This is a genomic window from Photobacterium profundum (assembly GCF_003026285.1).
GTDB classification, from domain to species: Bacteria; Pseudomonadota; Gammaproteobacteria; order Enterobacterales; family Vibrionaceae; genus Photobacterium; species Photobacterium profundum.
Genome location: NZ_PYOD01000001.1, coordinates 973,601 through 988,806, shown reverse-complemented (window position 1 = coordinate 988,806; position 15,206 = coordinate 973,601). Strand labels below are relative to the sequence as shown.

Sequence of the window (15,206 nt, the reverse complement as noted above, 5' to 3'; positions counted from 1 at the left end):
CTGTAAAAAGACAGTCAAAAATACGGTTTATTATTAAGTAGTTGTCATTTTTACAAATAGTAAGCGTTATATTGCTCTGCTTAGGCTGTGAACATGACTTTCTAAGGCCTGATACCTTGCATTTTTATAGGCATTGAACCGACACCAAGTAAGAATTGAGCGCAACCGGACACTTTAAATTGAATAAAGCTATTACCCAGTAGTTGGTGTTCTTCTAAAGATTCCAATAGATGTAAAAGGTGCCAATAGGCAGATTCATATCCATTTTCGGGCGTACCGGAAGAAACTGATAATTTCCACCATTCATGGAGGTGTTCAGTACAGGTTGCTTTTAGTGAAGTGTAGGTCACATCACCATTCATCGTGCCAAGTGCACTTACTGCAAGTGCGGGAGCATAATCGGCAATGTGTTTGTCAATTATTTCAGACGAAACATCTGGCTTTGATGATACAAGAGTTAGCATAGCAGTCACCTGAACGTTAGATAACGATCAGGTGACGTTATCTAATCTATTTAATAATTTTAATAGCCTTAATAACTATAGGTTGCTGAGGAACATCTTTCATACCTAAAGACCCAATAGTTGTGGTGGGTATATCAGTCATTTTTTCAATAGTTGAGAAGCCCTTCACAACTTCACCAAATACGGCATAACCAGCACGACCACCTTGAGCGTTCAAAAAACTATTATTTTGGTAATTGATGTAAAATTGACGAGTTGCTGAGTCAGGGTTTTGTGTACGTGCCATCGCAACTGTTGCTCGATTATTCTCTAAGCCATTCGTTGATTCATTCTTGATTGGCGAATAACTATCGCGGCGTTTCATTTCTTGATCAAACCCCCCGCCTTGTGCCATGAAACCTGGAATAACACGGTGAAAAATCGTGTCTACATAACTGCCATCTTCGACATAACGTAGAAAGTTTTCGCTTGAAATTGGTGCTTTTTCTTCATTCAGTTGAATCGTAAACTCACCAAGATTGGTTGTGACTAATACTTGAGTCGCAGCTGTTACAGGCAAGGCCAGCAATAGACAAAAAGCGAGAAGGTAACGTTGCATTATAAGTTCTCCTGAAGGTATTTGTTCAATTCTGCATCAGCATAAATATCTTTCAATACCGCGGTCATCAGATTATTCATGCTTAATTCCATATCCTCAACGGATGCGCTCATTGCACCTGTACGTTCAGACTTTCCAGAATAGCGTTTAATGAATTTACCTTTACTCGTTTCAACCACTAATTGTAGTTGTATTTTACTGCTCAGGTCGTGGCTCATGATGCTGTGTTTAACGTTAACCATAGCTTCTAAGATATCAAGGCGTAATTTGTCTTGTGTATCGTCAGTTAGCTTATAGCCCTGTGACTGGAGTTGACGTGCAAGGGCATCTTCCAATGTAACTCGTAGATTTTGTGTTGCGTGTAATGGCTGTACATTTTGACGTCCGCTATCAACTACAGCAATAAACTGTGCGGTACGTAAGTCACGGCTTTCTAAATTTAGCGCCTGTCCGTTAGTGGTCGGTTGAGTTGCAATTACAGGTGTTGGTGCAAGGGTTAATTGTGGTTCTGATGGTGCAGAGCAAGCTGTTAACGCAAAAACGGACGCTGCTAAAAAAAACTTTTTCATTTTTCTTTTTATCCTTAACTGAAATATAACCAGCCATGTTAGATACAGACTAACGTGGCTCATCATAGAAAAAAGCTGAACTCAACTATTTTACAGATTGATAGACAATGAATTTGTCATTCTGCGCAATGATTTCGACATTACCAAATAGACGTTTAAGTTTGTCATCGTATCCTAACTGGCGATTACCAATGACGATTAACTCCCCCTTTGGTCTTAAAACTTGCTTTGCATCACAGAACATTTGCCAAGCAATATGATCAGTAATGGTTGTTTGCTGGTGGAACGGTGGATTACATAAAACGAGATCAGCACTGCTATGTTCAATATCAGCGAGGCAATCGGTAACAATAGCGGTGAGCTGCTCGGGTGCTTCTAGGTTCTGTTTCGCATTTTCTGTGCAAGATGCGGCAGCCATGAAACTTTCATCGACACAGGTGATTTTTGCCTGTGGGTTACGTCGTGCAGCTTTAATACCTATGACACCATTACCACAGCCTAAGTCGATAATGTCTTTATATTTATAATCTTGTGGAATATGATTCAGTAATAAACGCGCCCCAATATCTAGGCTTTCACCTGAGAATACATTGGCATGGTTACTTAATCTGATGTCATGCTCTGGCACATCCCATGTTTTAGGCTCAGGCATGGGTTTTGCGAGTGAAGCATTAGGTTTAATAAAGACTAAACGGGCTTTTTTTACAGCTAAAGATGTTTTGGTTTCGCCTAGAAATTTCTCACAAAGCTTCAATGTTGAAGTGTGAATTTCTTTTACTTTTGCCGCGCCAATAACAATGCAATCTTCTGGTAAGAGATGACATAGTTGTTGTAGCTGCCAAGTCAGTAGGCGGTTATTTTTAGGCAGTTTTATTAAAACTAATTGTGGATTTTTCGGCAATTCCGCCAAGCAATCAATAATATTAACACTGGGCAGTTGGTTCGCTGTTAGGTTCGCTATACAGCCTTGTTTTGCCACAAAAGAATCAGTAACGCTCGTAACATTGGCTCGTTCAGCAAACCAGCAGCTTAAAGCGCCAAAACTGTCATTCAGAATTAGAATCGGGCGCTGTGGATCGAGCTCCATGTCATGAGTATGATTAATTAAATACTCATCTGCAGCATCCCATGCTTGCAGAGTTTCAATTTTGCGTATCGGAAAACGGTTAAGTTTTAACGTACGATCATGCAGAGTCAGTGCAGGTTTCATTACAGGTAACTTTCAGGTATGTTTGAAATTAGTTATCTATTTTCGCAGAACCACTGTGTACTGCAATCCTATTATCGAATTTAACTGCTTTTTTATCTGCTGTTTTTTGAATCTGTAATGATTTAAAGAGCCAAATAAAGCAGTTGATTTACGAATATAAACACCCGTGAGTAAGAGTTATGATTCAGGAACGCATTCAAGAAAAGTTACAAAAAGCACTTTCACCGGCTCATTTAGAAGTGATAAATGAAAGTTACATGCACAACGTACCTGAAGGCTCTGAAAGCCACTTTAAAGTGATAGTTGTGAGTGATCAGTTTGAAGGGACACGTTTGATTGGTCGCCACCGGGCGGTGAACTCCGCCCTCGCGCATGAGTTAGCCAATGATATACATGCTTTAGCTATTCATACTTACACGCTCGGCGAATGGCAAGAGTTATCAAATGGTGCGCCATTATCACCTTCATGCCAAGGTGGATCTAAATAACCGAAATACGAACAAATACCTCTTTAGGGTAATAGATCGTGACTGTTATGATTTATTCAGTATAAAAACCGCATTTGTTGCGGTTTTTTTCGTTTAAAAGTTTGAGTTGAAAAGTAACATTGGAAATCCGATTGGCGTATTATTGGGTGCAATTCCCAAGGAGCGGGAAGTAAGTAGAGTCTAAATTACTGACTATACTTGTGAAGAGTTTGGCACTGATAAGCGTTGATACTAATAAACATAGTCTGCAGTGTGCCAAACGGAAGGAGTAATAGATGATGCGACGTAGTGTTAAAGCGATTGTAGCACTTATAGCATCGATGCTTATTAGTGCTTGTGATAGTAATGATTCGGCAAGTAATGTTGAAGATATTAGTACAGTTGAATGGACGTTAGTGACGTCTTGGCCTAAAGGTTTTCCTGGATTAGGAGAGGCCCCAGAGCATTTTGCCGAAAAAGTAAACATACTCAGCCGAGGTCGCTTACAAATAAAAGTGTATGGCGCGGGGGAATTGGTACCCAGTTTTGATGTTTTTAATGCAGTATCTAAAGGTACAGCACAAATGGGGCATTCTGCGGCTTATTATTGGCAAAAAAAGATTCCAGCATCACCCTTTTTCGCCTCTATTCCTTTTGGAATGACAGCACAAGAAATGAATGCTTGGCTTCACTATGGCGGTGGCCTTGAATTATGGCAGGAACTCTATGCTCCTTTTGGTGTTGTTCCACTGTCAGGTGGGAATACTGGGGCGCAAATGGGGGGGTGGTTTAATAAAGAAATCACTACTCTCGATGATCTTTCTGGATTGAAAATGCGTTTACCAGGATTCGGTGCCGATGTGCTGAAACGTGCAGGAGGGATTCCTGTTAGTTTACCTGGCGGTGAATTGTTTACAGCGTTAGAAACGGGGGCGATCGACGCGACAGAATGGGTTGGTCCTTATAATGATTTAGCCTTTGGTTTACATAACGCAGCTAAGTACTACTATTACCCAGGATGGCATGAGCCAGGAACGAATCTGGAGTTCCTGATTAACAAAGATGCTTTGCAGGCTTTGCCCGTTGACTTAAGAGAAGTCATTAAGATTGCAGCACGTGCTGTCAGCCAAGATATGCTGGATGAATACACATTAAAAAATGTTCAGGCATTGGATATCTTACTCAATGAGCATAATGTGTTATTGAAAGTGTTTCCCGACGACGTTTTACTTCGGCTTAAGCAACTGACTAACGAATTATTAGTAGAAAAAAGTGACTCAGACCCAACATTAAAGAAAGTGTATGACTCTTATTACCGTTTTCTTATTGATGTTCGGCAATATGGGCGTTTTACAGAGAATGCAGATGTAAATATCGATTAACATCGATAACTGTTTTTTTAACAATGGAAATGGGGCTTTGTTGCCCTATTATTATGACTGTTTTTAGCGTGTAAGCGCTCTGTTAATTTAATTATGTAAGTGGGTGTATTTTGTTGAATCGAGATATTCCCACATTTGTGCGTTGAGTCAAACTTATCACTCAAAAAAGGTACTCTCTTTGGGTTGTTAATTGATTTTTGGACCTATTAACGCGGTTTGCCGTGGCAAAATCTAGTGATTTAGTGCTAGAATCGCGGGCTTGAAAACGACTTGGCATCAAATGATGTGCCAAGTAGGTTAATAGGATGTTGCGATACTGGTTACAAAAAGAGCCCGTGTCAGACAAAGGAAAGTCGTGTCTTAACTGCGCAATATAAAATTCTTTTTCCCGTTAATGTAGTGCAAGTGCGTATGATTACAATAAAAAAAGGGTTAGACATCCCAATCTCAGGGACTCCTACCCAGGCGATAAATGATGGTAATACCATCACAAGAGTTGCCTTACTTGGCGAAGAATATGTTGGTATGCGTCCTACAATGCATACTCGCGTAGGGGATGTAGTGAAAAAAGGTCAGGTTCTTTTTGAAGATAAAAAGAACCCTGGCGTTAAATTCACTGCTCCAGCTAGTGGTAAGGTTGCAGAAATTAATCGTGGCGCTAAGCGTGTTCTACAATCAGTTGTTATTGATGTAGAAGGCGACGAGCAAGTCACATTTAACAGCTATAAGGCTGATCAATTATCCCAACTAGATCGCGCTGCGATTGTTGAGCAATTGGTTGAGTCTGGTATGTGGACTGCGCTTCGTACGCGTCCGTTCAGCAAAGTTGCTGCAATCGATTCTGAAACAAAGGCTATCTTTGTGACAGCGGTTGATACTAATCCGCTAGCTGCTAACCCTGAAGCTATTATCAATGAGCAAACAGATGCTTTTGTTGCTGGTCTAACGCTATTGTCGCGTTTAACAAGCGATAAAGTGCATGTTTGTAAATCAGGTGCTAGCCTTCCTCGATGTTCTGAAGCGAATGTCGAAGAGCACGTATTTAACGGTCCACATCCTTCTGGTCTTGTTGGTACGCATATTCACATGCTATTCGGCGCTAATGCTGCAAATGTTGCATGGCACATCAACTACCAAGACGTGATTGCGTTCGGTCAGCTTTTCCTTACGGGTGAGCTTTATACTGATCGTGTTATTGCATTGGCTGGTCCTGTTGTGAATAAGCCGCGTTTGGTTCGTACTCAGATTGGTGCTTCTATTGAGCAGCTTACTGATTCAGAGCTAATGCCTGGCCAAATTCGTGTGCTTTCAGGTTCTGTTTTAAATGGTATTTCAGCGACAGGTCCTTATGGGTACCTTGGTCGTTACCATTTACAGGTATCTGCACTTCGTGAAGGTTACGAAAAAGAATTCTTAGGCTGGATTGTTCCAGGTAAAAACAAGTTTTCTGTTACACGTTCTTTCCTAAGTCAATTCTTCCCTGGTCAGTTGTTTAATATGACAACGTCGACCAATGGTAGTGATCGCTCAATGGTGCCAATTGGCAACTATGAAAAAGTCATGCCTTTGGATGTTGAACCAACACTACTTCTTCGTGATTTGTGTGCTGGTGATAGCGATAGTGCACAATTACTGGGTGCGTTAGAACTGGATGAAGAAGATCTAGCTCTATGTACATTTGTATGCCCAGGTAAGTATGAGTTTGGTCCACTGCTACGTGAGTGCCTGGACAAAATTGAGAAGGAAGGGTAATTCATGGGTCTCAAGAATTTACTCGAGCAAGTTGAACATCACTTTGAACCAGGTGGTAAACATGAGAGATGGTTTGCGCTATATGAAGCGTTTGCAACTCTTATGTACACTCCAGGTACAGTGACTCGCTCTGGTTCACATGTGCGTGATAGCGTTGATCTAAAACGTATTATGATCATGGTGTGGTTTGCGGTTTTCCCAGCTATGTTCTGGGGTATGTACAACGTTGGTGATCAAGCTATCGTTGCACTGAACCACATGTATGCAGGCGATCAATTAGTTTCGATCATCGCAGGTGATTGGCATTACTGGTTAACAGAAATGCTCGGTGGCGCCATGTCAGCAGATGCTGGCTGGGGCAGTAAAATGCTACTGGGTGCGACGTATTTCTTACCTATCTATGCAGTAGTGTTTGCTGTAGGTGGTTTCTGGGAAGTACTTTTCTGTATGGTGCGTAAGCATGAAGTTAATGAAGGTTTCTTTGTTACTTCTATTCTTTTCGCTCTTATCGTTCCAGCTACGCTACCACTTTGGCAAGCAGCACTAGGTATTACCTTCGGTGTTGTTGTAGCTAAAGAAATCTTTGGTGGTACTGGTCGTAACTTCCTTAACCCTGCACTTGCAGGTCGTGCTTTCCTATTCTTCGCATACCCAGCGCAAATTTCTGGTGATGCAGTATGGACAGCAGCTGACGGCTTTACTGGTGCTACGGCACTAAGCCAGTGGGCTCAAGGTGGTGACGCAAAACTAATCAACGTTGTTACTGGCGACGCGATTACTTGGATGGATGCTTTTATTGGTCGTATTCCAGGTTCTATCGGTGAAGTTTCTACGCTAGCGATCATCCTTGGTGGTGCAATGATTGTGTACATGGGCATTGCTTCATGGCGCATCATCGCAGGTACTATGATTGGTATGATTGCGACAGCAACTCTGTTTAACATCATTGGTTCTGATACTAATGCTCTGTTCAGCATGCCTTGGCACTGGCACCTAGTTCTAGGTGGTTTTGCATTCGGTATGATGTTCATGGCAACAGATCCTGTGTCTGCGGCATTTACCAATAAAGGTAAATGGTGGTACGGCGCATTGATCGGTGCTATGGCTGTGATGGTTCGTGTGGTTAACCCTGCGTACCCAGAAGGTATGATGCTAGCGATTCTATTCGCTAACCTATTCGCACCTCTATTTGACAACCTAGTAGTTCAGGGCAATATCAAACGGAGACTAGCACGTCATGTCAAGTAATAACGATAGCATTAAAAAAACGCTGATTGTTGTTGTTGCATTGAGCCTTGTTTGCTCAATCGTAGTATCAACTGCTGCGGTTGCTCTGCGCCCTCTTCAACAAGAAAATGCAGTGCTTGACGTTCAGCGAAATATCCTTTCAGTAGCTGGCCTACTGGATGATTCGACGAACATCAAAGAATCTTACGCTCAGTTTATCGAGCCTAAGCTTGTTGATCTTAAAACTGGTAGCTTCGTTGAGCAATCTGAAGCAGGACAAACACCTGCTCAGTATAAGCAACGTATTGCTGCAAAAGATCCAGCACAATCAATTAAACTGTCTGGCGATCAAGACTTGGCGAAAATTATTCGTCGTGCTGATCTTGCAACGATTTACTTGGTTAAAGATGCTAACAACAACATTGAAAAATTGATTTTACCGGTTCACGGTAATGGTCTTTGGTCGATGATGTACGCATTCGTTGCTGTTGAAACTGATGGCAACACTGTTGCGGGTATTACTTACTACGATCAGGGTGAAACTCCTGGGCTAGGTGGTGAAGTTGAGAACCCTAACTGGCGTGCTCAGTTTGTTGGTAAGAAGTTGTTTAACGACGACAACAAACCAGCAATTCGTATTGTTAAAGGCGGCGCTCCTGCTGGCGATCTATACGGTGTAGATGGTCTGTCTGGTGCAACCTTGACGGGTAATGGTGTACAACACACCTTCGACTTCTGGTTAGGTGACATGGGCTTTGGTCCGTTTCTAACTAAGGTTCGTGAGGGAGGCCTAAACAATGGCTGATACTAAAGAAATGAAAAAGATTCTGTTTGCGCCGTTTCTGGATAATAACCCGATTGCGCTTCAGGTTCTTGGTGTATGTTCTGCATTGGCAGTAACAACTAAATTAGAAACAGCGTTTGTTATGACGCTAGCGGTAATGTTTGTTACTGCATTTTCTAACTTATTTGTATCGCTAATACGTAATCATATTCCTAACAGTGTGCGTATCATTGTTCAGATGGCGATTATCGCGTCATTGGTAATCGTGGTTGACCAAGTACTTAAAGCGTTTGTTTACGATATTTCTAAGCAGCTTTCTGTATTTGTTGGCCTGATCATTACGAACTGTATCGTAATGGGTCGTGCAGAAGCATACGCAATGAAATCGGCGCCACTTCCATCTTTTATCGATGGTATTGGTAATGGCTTAGGCTACGGTTTTGTACTTATCACTGTTGCTTTCTTCCGTGAATTACTAGGTTCAGGCAAGTTGTTTGGTGTTGAGGTTTTACCTCTAGTTTCTGATGGCGGTTGGTATCAACCAAACGGCCTGATGTTGCTTGCACCGTCTGCTTTCTTCCTAATTGGTTTCATGATCTGGGCAATTCGTATTATTCGTCCAGCACAAGTAGAAGCGAAGGAGTAAGGGCAACATGGAACATTATCTAAGCCTTTTAGTTCGTTCGATTTTTATCGAGAACATGGCACTTTCGTTCTTCTTGGGTATGTGTACATTCCTGGCTGTATCGAAGAAAGTTAAGACTTCTTTTGGTCTAGGTGTTGCGGTAATCGTCGTATTGACTATTGCTGTACCTGTGAACAACTTAGTTTACAACCTATTACTGAAAGATGGTGCGATTGTTGACGGAGTGGATTTAACTTTCCTTAACTTCATCACGTTTATCGGTGTAATTGCAGCGTTAGTACAGATTCTGGAAATGATTCTGGACCGCTTCTTCCCGCCGCTATATAACGCATTGGGTATCTTCCTTCCGCTGATCACAGTTAACTGTGCAATCTTCGGTGGTGTATCTTTCATGGTACAGCGTGACTACAACTTTGCTGAATCGGTTGTTTACGGTTTTGGTTCTGGTGTGGGTTGGATGCTAGCTATCGTTGCTCTTGCGGGTATCCGTGAGAAGATGAAGTATTCAGATGTACCTCCTGGTCTACGTGGCCTAGGTATTACATTCATCACTGTTGGTCTAATGGCGTTAGGCTTTATGTCTTTCTCCGGCGTACAGCTGTAATCAGGATAAAAGGAAAATAGTCAATGGATATTATTCTTGGCGTAGTGATGTTTACCTTGATTATCCTGGCTCTAGTTTTAGTGATTCTTTTCGCTAAATCTAAGCTGGTACCATCAGGTGATATTACTATCTCTGTAAACAACGATCCGGAAAAAGCGATTACAACCGCTGCCGGTGGCAAACTGCTAAATGCTCTTTCTTCTAGCGGTATCTTCGTTTCGTCTGCATGTGGCGGCGGTGGCTCTTGTGGTCAATGTCGAGTGAAAGTTAAATCAGGTGGTGGTGATATTCTACCGACTGAGCTTGATCACATCACAAAAGGCGAAGCACGTGAAGGTGAGCGTCTTGCTTGTCAGGTTAACGTTAAATCTGACATGAACATTGAGCTTCCTGAAGAAATCTTCGGCGTGAAGAAGTGGGAATGTGAAGTTCTTTCGAATGATAACGAAGCAACCTTTATTAAAGAGTTGGTTCTTAAAATCCCTGATGGTGAGGAAGTTCCTTTCCGTGCGGGTGGTTACATTCAGATTGAAGCTGAACCGCATCACATTAAATACGCTGATTTCGATGTGCCGGAAGAATACCGTGGCGACTGGGATAAGTTTAACTTATTCCGCTACGAATCTATTGTGAAAGAGCATTCAATCCGAGCTTACTCTATGGCTTCATACCCAGAAGAGAAAGGTTTGATTAAGTTGAATGTACGTATCGCAACACCGCCACCAAATAACCCTGACGTAGCACCTGGTATTATGTCATCGTATATTTGGTCACTAAAACCTGGTGATAATTGTACTATTTCTGGTCCATTTGGTGAGTTCTTCGCTAAAGAGACAGATAATGAAATGGTCTTCATCGGTGGTGGTGCTGGTATGGCGCCAATGCGTTCACATATCTTCGATCAATTACACCGTCTTCAGTCTACTCGTAAGATGACTTACTGGTACGGTGCGCGTTCTAAGCGTGAAATGTTCTATGTAGAAGATTTCGATAAGCTAGCTGCTGAGAACGAAAACTTTGATTGGCATGTTGCACTGTCTGATCCATCTCCAGAAGAGAACTGGGATGGTTACACAGGCTTCATCCACAACGTGATTTACGAGAACTACTTGAAAGATCACGATGCACCAGAAGATTGTGAGTACTACATGTGTGGTCCACCTATGATGAACGCAGCTGTTATCGGCATGCTGAAAGATCTAGGTGTTGAAGATGAAAACATCCTACTGGATGACTTCGGTGGCTAATTAGTCATGAACACATAGTTAAAATGGCTGATCCGTTAAGGGTCAGCCATTTTCGTAATATAAGCATTTAAAATAAGCATATTTTTACTATGGTTATTTATATTAACGATCTCGCTTTCGCATATGTTGTAGAGTAAGCGTTGCTAATATTGGTAAGCATAAGTAATCCCTTCATTTTGGAGTTGTTGAATGAAGACGTTCCTTACTCGAGCAGTTATGCTGCTTGTTATGACATTGACATTGGTGGGTTGTGGCGATCAGCGTGAGTTGATTCATTTAAACGGCTCAACGATGGGAACTTACTATTCAATTAAGTTGATTAAGCAGGAAGGCTTACCCGCTGCCACTGATATTCAGGCAGAGATTGATCGTCGTCTAGAATTAGTGAATGATCAGATGTCGACTTATCGTAAGCATTCCGAGCTCAGTCAATTTAACCAACATACAACGAATGAACCTTTTTCGGTATCTGCTGATACGGCAAAAGTTGTGAAAGAGTCATTACGTTTATCTGAATTAACGAATGGGGCTTATGATGTTACTGTTGGCCCGATTGTTAACTTGTGGAGCTTTGGTCCTGAGGCTCGCCCAGAAGCAACACCAACAGATGAAGAGTTAAATAAGCGTCGTGAAATTGTTGGTTATCACCACCTTAAGGTTGATGGTAATAAGCTAATAAAAGATATTCCTGACCTATATGTTGATCTATCTTCAATAGCAAAAGGCTTTGGTGTTGATGTTGTAGCTGATTATTTTGATGAGTTAGGTGTACCTGATTACTTGGTTGAAATTGGTGGTGAACTTAGCCTTAAAGGTAACAACCTTGAAGGTATACCTTGGCGTATTGCAGTAGAAAAACCAACTGAAGATGGTAGCCGTTCAGTACAAGAAATTATTGAACCAGGTGACATGGCCGTGGCGACATCAGGCGATTACCGTAACTATTTTGAAGAAGGTGGTGTTCGTTATTCACACCTAATTAATCCGAAAACAGGCAAACCGATTGCTAACCATGTGGTATCCGTTACAGTGCTTCACCCATCAAGTATGACAGCCGATGCTTATGCTACTGCATTTTCTGTTATGGGTGAAGAAGAGTCGATAAAACTCGCTAACGAAGAAAATTTACCGATTTTATTAGTAATAAAAACGGAGAATGGCTTCAAAGAGTATCTATCTGATGATTTTGTACCTTATTTGAAGAAAAAGTAGAGAGTAATCATGGCTGTATATCTAACAACCTTCGCGGTATTTTTACTGGTTATCGTAGCGATGGCTGTCGGCTACATCTTTCAGCGTAAAAGCGTTAGCGGTAGCTGTGGTGGGCTTGATGGTATCGGTATTGCAAAAGAGTGTGACTGCCCTGAACCTTGCGACGCGCGTAAAAAGCGTGAAGCACGAGAAGCACGTCATGCTGATTGGAAAAAGAACCAAATTATCTAGTTGTGAAGTACTGGCGTGGTAGGTTACCACGTTACGATTATTTGAAAAATAACTGACGAACAATCTAAAAGCCTGATTCTGTTGAGTCAGGCTTTTTTATTTTTATTTTCAATTTGTTGCAGTGCTTCATTTATAGGTAACCAAATCGCTATAAAGCATGGGCCACCACTTGGTTGCGCCCATGTTCTTTGGCGTAATACAGGTGATCATCGGCTGTTCTCAGCATGTCATCAATAGCATGGCTTTGTGCTGCGCCTGATACCGCACCAATACTCATAGTGACGTTTATCGTGTTATCGAGATAAGGAATGCATAAGGCTTCGATATCGACACGCAATTGTTCTAATCGTTGTTGAAAGTGAGAAAATGCTCCACATGCTTGTATACAAAACTCTTCCCCACCAAATCGCGCCACAATGGCATCCTCAAAGCGGGTCTGAATCAAACGACTTACGTGGATTAACACGACGTCACCACCATCATGGCCATAGGTATCATTCACTTTCTTAAAGAAATCGATGTCCATCATGGCAATGTTGCGGTGTTGGCAACCTTTATCACATTGTTGGTTAAAGAAATAACGACGGTTCCATAGCCCGGTCAAGGTGTCTTGGTTAGCCATCTTATACAGCTTGTCAGATGTATCTTTCATGTTGAGCATATGGTGAATACGGCAATAAAACTCTTCTTGATTAAACGGTTTGTATAAGAAATCGTTGGCACCGGCTTTCAAGTATTGTGCTGTCATGGAGTTATCGCTGCTGCCCGATAACCCTAGAATCGCGATTTGGTTGCGGCTGTACATGCGACGAATCTCACGGGTCATGGTGATACCGTCTTTTTTGGGCATGTCATTGTCGGTGATGATCAAGGTGACATCAGGATGCTCGGCTAGCAAGCTAATGGCTTCACACCCGTTTTCAGCTTGGATTACTGAGAGGTTTTGGCGCTCAAGCAAATTGACCAAGTGACGACGGATCATTGTTGAATCATCAACTACCATGGCTTTATGGTGGGTGTTGGCCTGTAAGCGTTGTAATAAAGGTACCAAATAAGATACCGAAGCGGCACTGTCTTTTAGTAGGTAATCAATAACGCCTTTCGACAGTACTTTGTCACGAATGGTCTGGCTGAAGTGTGCTGTCAGTACTACGGATTTGATGTGGTGACTTAACACGATATCGATGATCTCGCCGTCCGTCCCATCAGGTAGGCAATAGTCGAGTACTGCGCATAAAAAGTTGTTGTCTTTCGCAATGATTGCGTTCGCCTCAGCGATCGATTCTGCGAAAACTGCGTGAAAGCCTGCTTGGTGCAACTGTGCATCAAGAAATTTACGAAAGGCTTTACTGTCTTCAACAACCAATACTTTGTTGAACAAACGGTTCTCCTTACCTAATTAGTCCTATTTATAGTTCTATCAAATTTCATCGGTATTGTGAATAAAGAAGCGTGAAATGTGGTGTGAGTCAGATCTTGCTCACAAGATACTTTTTTGTAACTTTTCGGGCTTATGTTTAGATACTTCGATGTATCTGGTTTTTATTGACTGCTTGAATAGCCTATAATGATACTGTATATAAAAACAGTTGATGTGGTTTGTAAGTTACAGATTGGCGAGGGTAGAGGAAATAAGTGTCCAGCGTAGAGATCGAACAGCGTAAAATTATTCATGTTGATATGGACTGTTTTTATGCAGCCGTTGAAATGCGTGATAACCCTGCCTTGAAGAATATCCCTATTGCGATTGGTGGTCGTTCAGAGCAACGAGGTGTGATCAGTACATGTAATTACTTGGCGCGTAAATACGGTGTGCGTTCAGCCATGCCTTCGGGGCAAGCCATGAAGCTATGTCCTCACCTTACTCTCGTTCCGGGACGTATGTCGGTCTATAAGGAAGTTTCGCAGCATATTCGCGCTATCTTTCAGCGTTATACCGATAAAATTGAGCCATTATCATTAGATGAAGCCTATTTAGATGTGACTGAGTGTGAAATGTTTTACGGCTCAGCAACACTCATAGCACAAGATATTCGGCGAGCAATTCAAGATGAACTGAATTTGACGGCGTCTGCGGGGATTGCACCGGTAAAATTTATCGCTAAAGTGGCGTCAGATTTAAATAAGCCCAATGGTCAATATGTTGTAACACCCAATGAAGTGGCCGATTTTGTCGCTAACCTAAAGTTAGAAAAAATCCCAGGAGTAGGGAAGGTCACCATTCAAAAGCTTCACGAAAAAGGATTATTCGTCGGGCGTGACGTACAGGCTTATGATCAACATTTACTATTGCAGCAGTTCGGAAAATTAGGTCAATCTTTGTGGTCGCGAGCACAAGGTATCGATAACCGAGAAGTCGTTGTCGAACGTTTACGTAAATCTGTGGGAGTAGAAACAACGTTCTCACAGAATATTCGTGAATATGGCGAATGCTGGCAAGTCATTGAAAAGTTATACCCTGAACTTGAACGAAGATTAAAGAAAGAACGTCCGGCACTGAATATATCGAAACAAGGCGTTAAAGTTAAGTTTGCCGATTTTCAACAAACAACGGTTGAGCATACGTTAGGCGTATTAGATAAAACACAGTTTGTTGGGTTGCTAAAAGAAGCTCTTACTCGTCAAAAGGGGAGAGAAATTCGTTTAATAGGCATCAGTGTTGGGCTTGATCATGGGATGAAAGCGCAGCAATTAACGTTTGAGGGGTTTTAGTTTTAAGAGCAGAACTATGGCTCTGAGATCCTATGGATAAGCAGATTTGAGTAACTAGGTTCGAGTGGCGAGGAAAAGCGAAGAGCTTGATTTTTATGCTA

General features: G+C 41.9%; 16 protein-coding genes. 11 read left to right on the top strand and 5 right to left on the bottom strand.

What is annotated here, in order from left to right; genetic code table 11:
• Positions 1 to 101 precede the first annotated feature (101 nt).
• From C9J48_RS04370 to C9J48_RS04355, 4 genes are all read right to left on the bottom strand, one after another.
• A complete protein-coding gene (locus C9J48_RS04370; RefSeq protein WP_006230858.1) occupies positions 102 to 464 on the bottom strand; it encodes a hypothetical protein in 363 nt (120 codons plus the stop codon).
• 46 nt (positions 465 to 510) lie between these two features.
• A complete protein-coding gene (locus C9J48_RS04365) occupies positions 511 to 1,062 on the bottom strand; it encodes a peptidylprolyl isomerase (RefSeq protein WP_006230859.1) in 552 nt (183 codons plus the stop codon).
• Positions 1,062 to 1,631 (bottom strand): YajG family lipoprotein, encoded by a 570-nt coding sequence (locus tag C9J48_RS04360; protein WP_006230860.1) that lies wholly within the window; start codon positions 1,629 to 1,631, stop codon positions 1,062 to 1,064. Before C9J48_RS04360 ends, C9J48_RS04365 begins: the two co-directional genes overlap by 1 nt.
• Before the next feature lie 85 nt (positions 1,632 to 1,716).
• Positions 1,717 to 2,841 (bottom strand): methyltransferase, encoded by a 1,125-nt coding sequence (locus tag C9J48_RS04355; RefSeq protein ID WP_006230861.1) that lies wholly within the window; start codon positions 2,839 to 2,841, stop codon positions 1,717 to 1,719.
• Between the two features lie 179 nt (positions 2,842 to 3,020).
• Between C9J48_RS04355 and bolA the strand changes: the two genes are divergently transcribed.
• The 10 genes from bolA to nqrM all read left to right on the top strand — a co-directional run bounded on the left by bolA (position 3,021) and on the right by nqrM (position 12,393).
• Entirely contained in the window at positions 3,021 to 3,329 is a 309-nt protein-coding gene (gene bolA, locus C9J48_RS04350) for a transcriptional regulator BolA (RefSeq protein WP_006230862.1), read from the top strand.
• Between the two features lie 275 nt (positions 3,330 to 3,604).
• A complete protein-coding gene (locus C9J48_RS04345) occupies positions 3,605 to 4,690 on the top strand; it encodes a TRAP transporter substrate-binding protein (RefSeq protein WP_006230863.1) in 1,086 nt (361 codons plus the stop codon).
• A 411-nt stretch (positions 4,691 to 5,101) separates the two neighbouring features.
• On the top strand, positions 5,102 to 6,442 hold the full coding sequence (locus C9J48_RS27815; protein WP_006230864.1) for a Na(+)-translocating NADH-quinone reductase subunit A: 1,341 nt from the start codon (positions 5,102 to 5,104) through the stop codon (positions 6,440 to 6,442).
• A 3-nt stretch (positions 6,443 to 6,445) separates the two neighbouring features.
• Positions 6,446 to 7,690: an NADH:ubiquinone reductase (Na(+)-transporting) subunit B gene (locus tag C9J48_RS27810; protein WP_006230865.1), complete on the top strand. Its 1,245-nt coding sequence runs from the start codon at positions 6,446 to 6,448 to the stop codon at positions 7,688 to 7,690.
• Entirely contained in the window at positions 7,680 to 8,474 is a 795-nt protein-coding gene (locus C9J48_RS04335) for a Na(+)-translocating NADH-quinone reductase subunit C (RefSeq protein ID WP_006230866.1), read from the top strand. Before C9J48_RS27810 ends, C9J48_RS04335 begins: the two co-directional genes overlap by 11 nt.
• A complete protein-coding gene (locus tag C9J48_RS04330) occupies positions 8,467 to 9,099 on the top strand; it encodes an NADH:ubiquinone reductase (Na(+)-transporting) subunit D (protein WP_006230867.1) in 633 nt (210 codons plus the stop codon). The genes C9J48_RS04335 and C9J48_RS04330 overlap by 8 nt, the downstream gene beginning before the upstream one ends.
• Before the next feature lie 7 nt (positions 9,100 to 9,106).
• Positions 9,107 to 9,703 (top strand): NADH:ubiquinone reductase (Na(+)-transporting) subunit E, encoded by a 597-nt coding sequence (gene nqrE, locus C9J48_RS04325; RefSeq protein ID WP_006230868.1) that lies wholly within the window; start codon positions 9,107 to 9,109, stop codon positions 9,701 to 9,703.
• Positions 9,704 to 9,726: 23 nt separating this feature from the next.
• Complete coding sequence (gene nqrF, locus C9J48_RS04320) at positions 9,727 to 10,950, top strand: NADH:ubiquinone reductase (Na(+)-transporting) subunit F (RefSeq protein ID WP_006230869.1); 1,224 nt, start codon at positions 9,727 to 9,729, stop codon at positions 10,948 to 10,950.
• Positions 10,951 to 11,139: 189 nt separating this feature from the next.
• Complete coding sequence (locus C9J48_RS04315) at positions 11,140 to 12,162, top strand: FAD:protein FMN transferase (protein ID WP_006230870.1); 1,023 nt, start codon at positions 11,140 to 11,142, stop codon at positions 12,160 to 12,162.
• A gap of 9 nt (positions 12,163 to 12,171) precedes the next feature.
• A complete protein-coding gene (gene nqrM, locus C9J48_RS04310; protein WP_006230871.1) occupies positions 12,172 to 12,393 on the top strand; it encodes a (Na+)-NQR maturation NqrM in 222 nt (73 codons plus the stop codon).
• 148 nt (positions 12,394 to 12,541) lie between these two features.
• Here nqrM and C9J48_RS04305 read toward each other — a convergent pair whose 3' ends face one another.
• Entirely contained in the window at positions 12,542 to 13,774 is a 1,233-nt protein-coding gene (locus C9J48_RS04305; protein ID WP_006230872.1) for a diguanylate cyclase, read from the bottom strand.
• 254 nt (positions 13,775 to 14,028) lie between these two features.
• Between C9J48_RS04305 and dinB the strand changes: the two genes are divergently transcribed.
• On the top strand, positions 14,029 to 15,105 hold the full coding sequence (gene dinB, locus C9J48_RS04300; RefSeq protein ID WP_006230873.1) for a DNA polymerase IV: 1,077 nt from the start codon (positions 14,029 to 14,031) through the stop codon (positions 15,103 to 15,105).
• The last annotated feature ends 101 nt before the right edge of the window (positions 15,106 to 15,206 follow it).

What these genes read in the sequence shown, in the direction of transcription:
- C9J48_RS04370 (WP_006230858.1), bottom strand. Translation starts at nt 464, where the DNA reads ATGCTAACTCTTGTATCATCAAAGCCAGATGTTTCGTCTGAAATAATT.
- C9J48_RS04365 (WP_006230859.1), bottom strand. Translation starts at nt 1,062, where the DNA reads ATGCAACGTTACCTTCTCGCTTTTTGTCTATTGCTGGCCTTGCCTGTA.
- C9J48_RS04360 (WP_006230860.1), bottom strand. Translation starts at nt 1,631, where the DNA reads ATGAAAAAGTTTTTTTTAGCAGCGTCCGTTTTTGCGTTAACAGCTTGC.
- C9J48_RS04355 (WP_006230861.1), bottom strand. Translation starts at nt 2,841, where the DNA reads ATGAAACCTGCACTGACTCTGCATGATCGTACGTTAAAACTTAACCGT.
- bolA (WP_006230862.1), top strand. Translation starts at nt 3,021, where the DNA reads ATGATTCAGGAACGCATTCAAGAAAAGTTACAAAAAGCACTTTCACCG.
- C9J48_RS04345 (WP_006230863.1), top strand. Translation starts at nt 3,605, where the DNA reads ATGATGCGACGTAGTGTTAAAGCGATTGTAGCACTTATAGCATCGATG.
- C9J48_RS27815 (WP_006230864.1), top strand. Translation starts at nt 5,102, where the DNA reads ATGATTACAATAAAAAAAGGGTTAGACATCCCAATCTCAGGGACTCCT.
- C9J48_RS27810 (WP_006230865.1), top strand. Translation starts at nt 6,446, where the DNA reads ATGGGTCTCAAGAATTTACTCGAGCAAGTTGAACATCACTTTGAACCA.
- C9J48_RS04335 (WP_006230866.1), top strand. Translation starts at nt 7,680, where the DNA reads ATGTCAAGTAATAACGATAGCATTAAAAAAACGCTGATTGTTGTTGTT.
- C9J48_RS04330 (WP_006230867.1), top strand. Translation starts at nt 8,467, where the DNA reads ATGGCTGATACTAAAGAAATGAAAAAGATTCTGTTTGCGCCGTTTCTG.
- nqrE (WP_006230868.1), top strand. Translation starts at nt 9,107, where the DNA reads ATGGAACATTATCTAAGCCTTTTAGTTCGTTCGATTTTTATCGAGAAC.
- nqrF (WP_006230869.1), top strand. Translation starts at nt 9,727, where the DNA reads ATGGATATTATTCTTGGCGTAGTGATGTTTACCTTGATTATCCTGGCT.
- C9J48_RS04315 (WP_006230870.1), top strand. Translation starts at nt 11,140, where the DNA reads ATGAAGACGTTCCTTACTCGAGCAGTTATGCTGCTTGTTATGACATTG.
- nqrM (WP_006230871.1), top strand. Translation starts at nt 12,172, where the DNA reads ATGGCTGTATATCTAACAACCTTCGCGGTATTTTTACTGGTTATCGTA.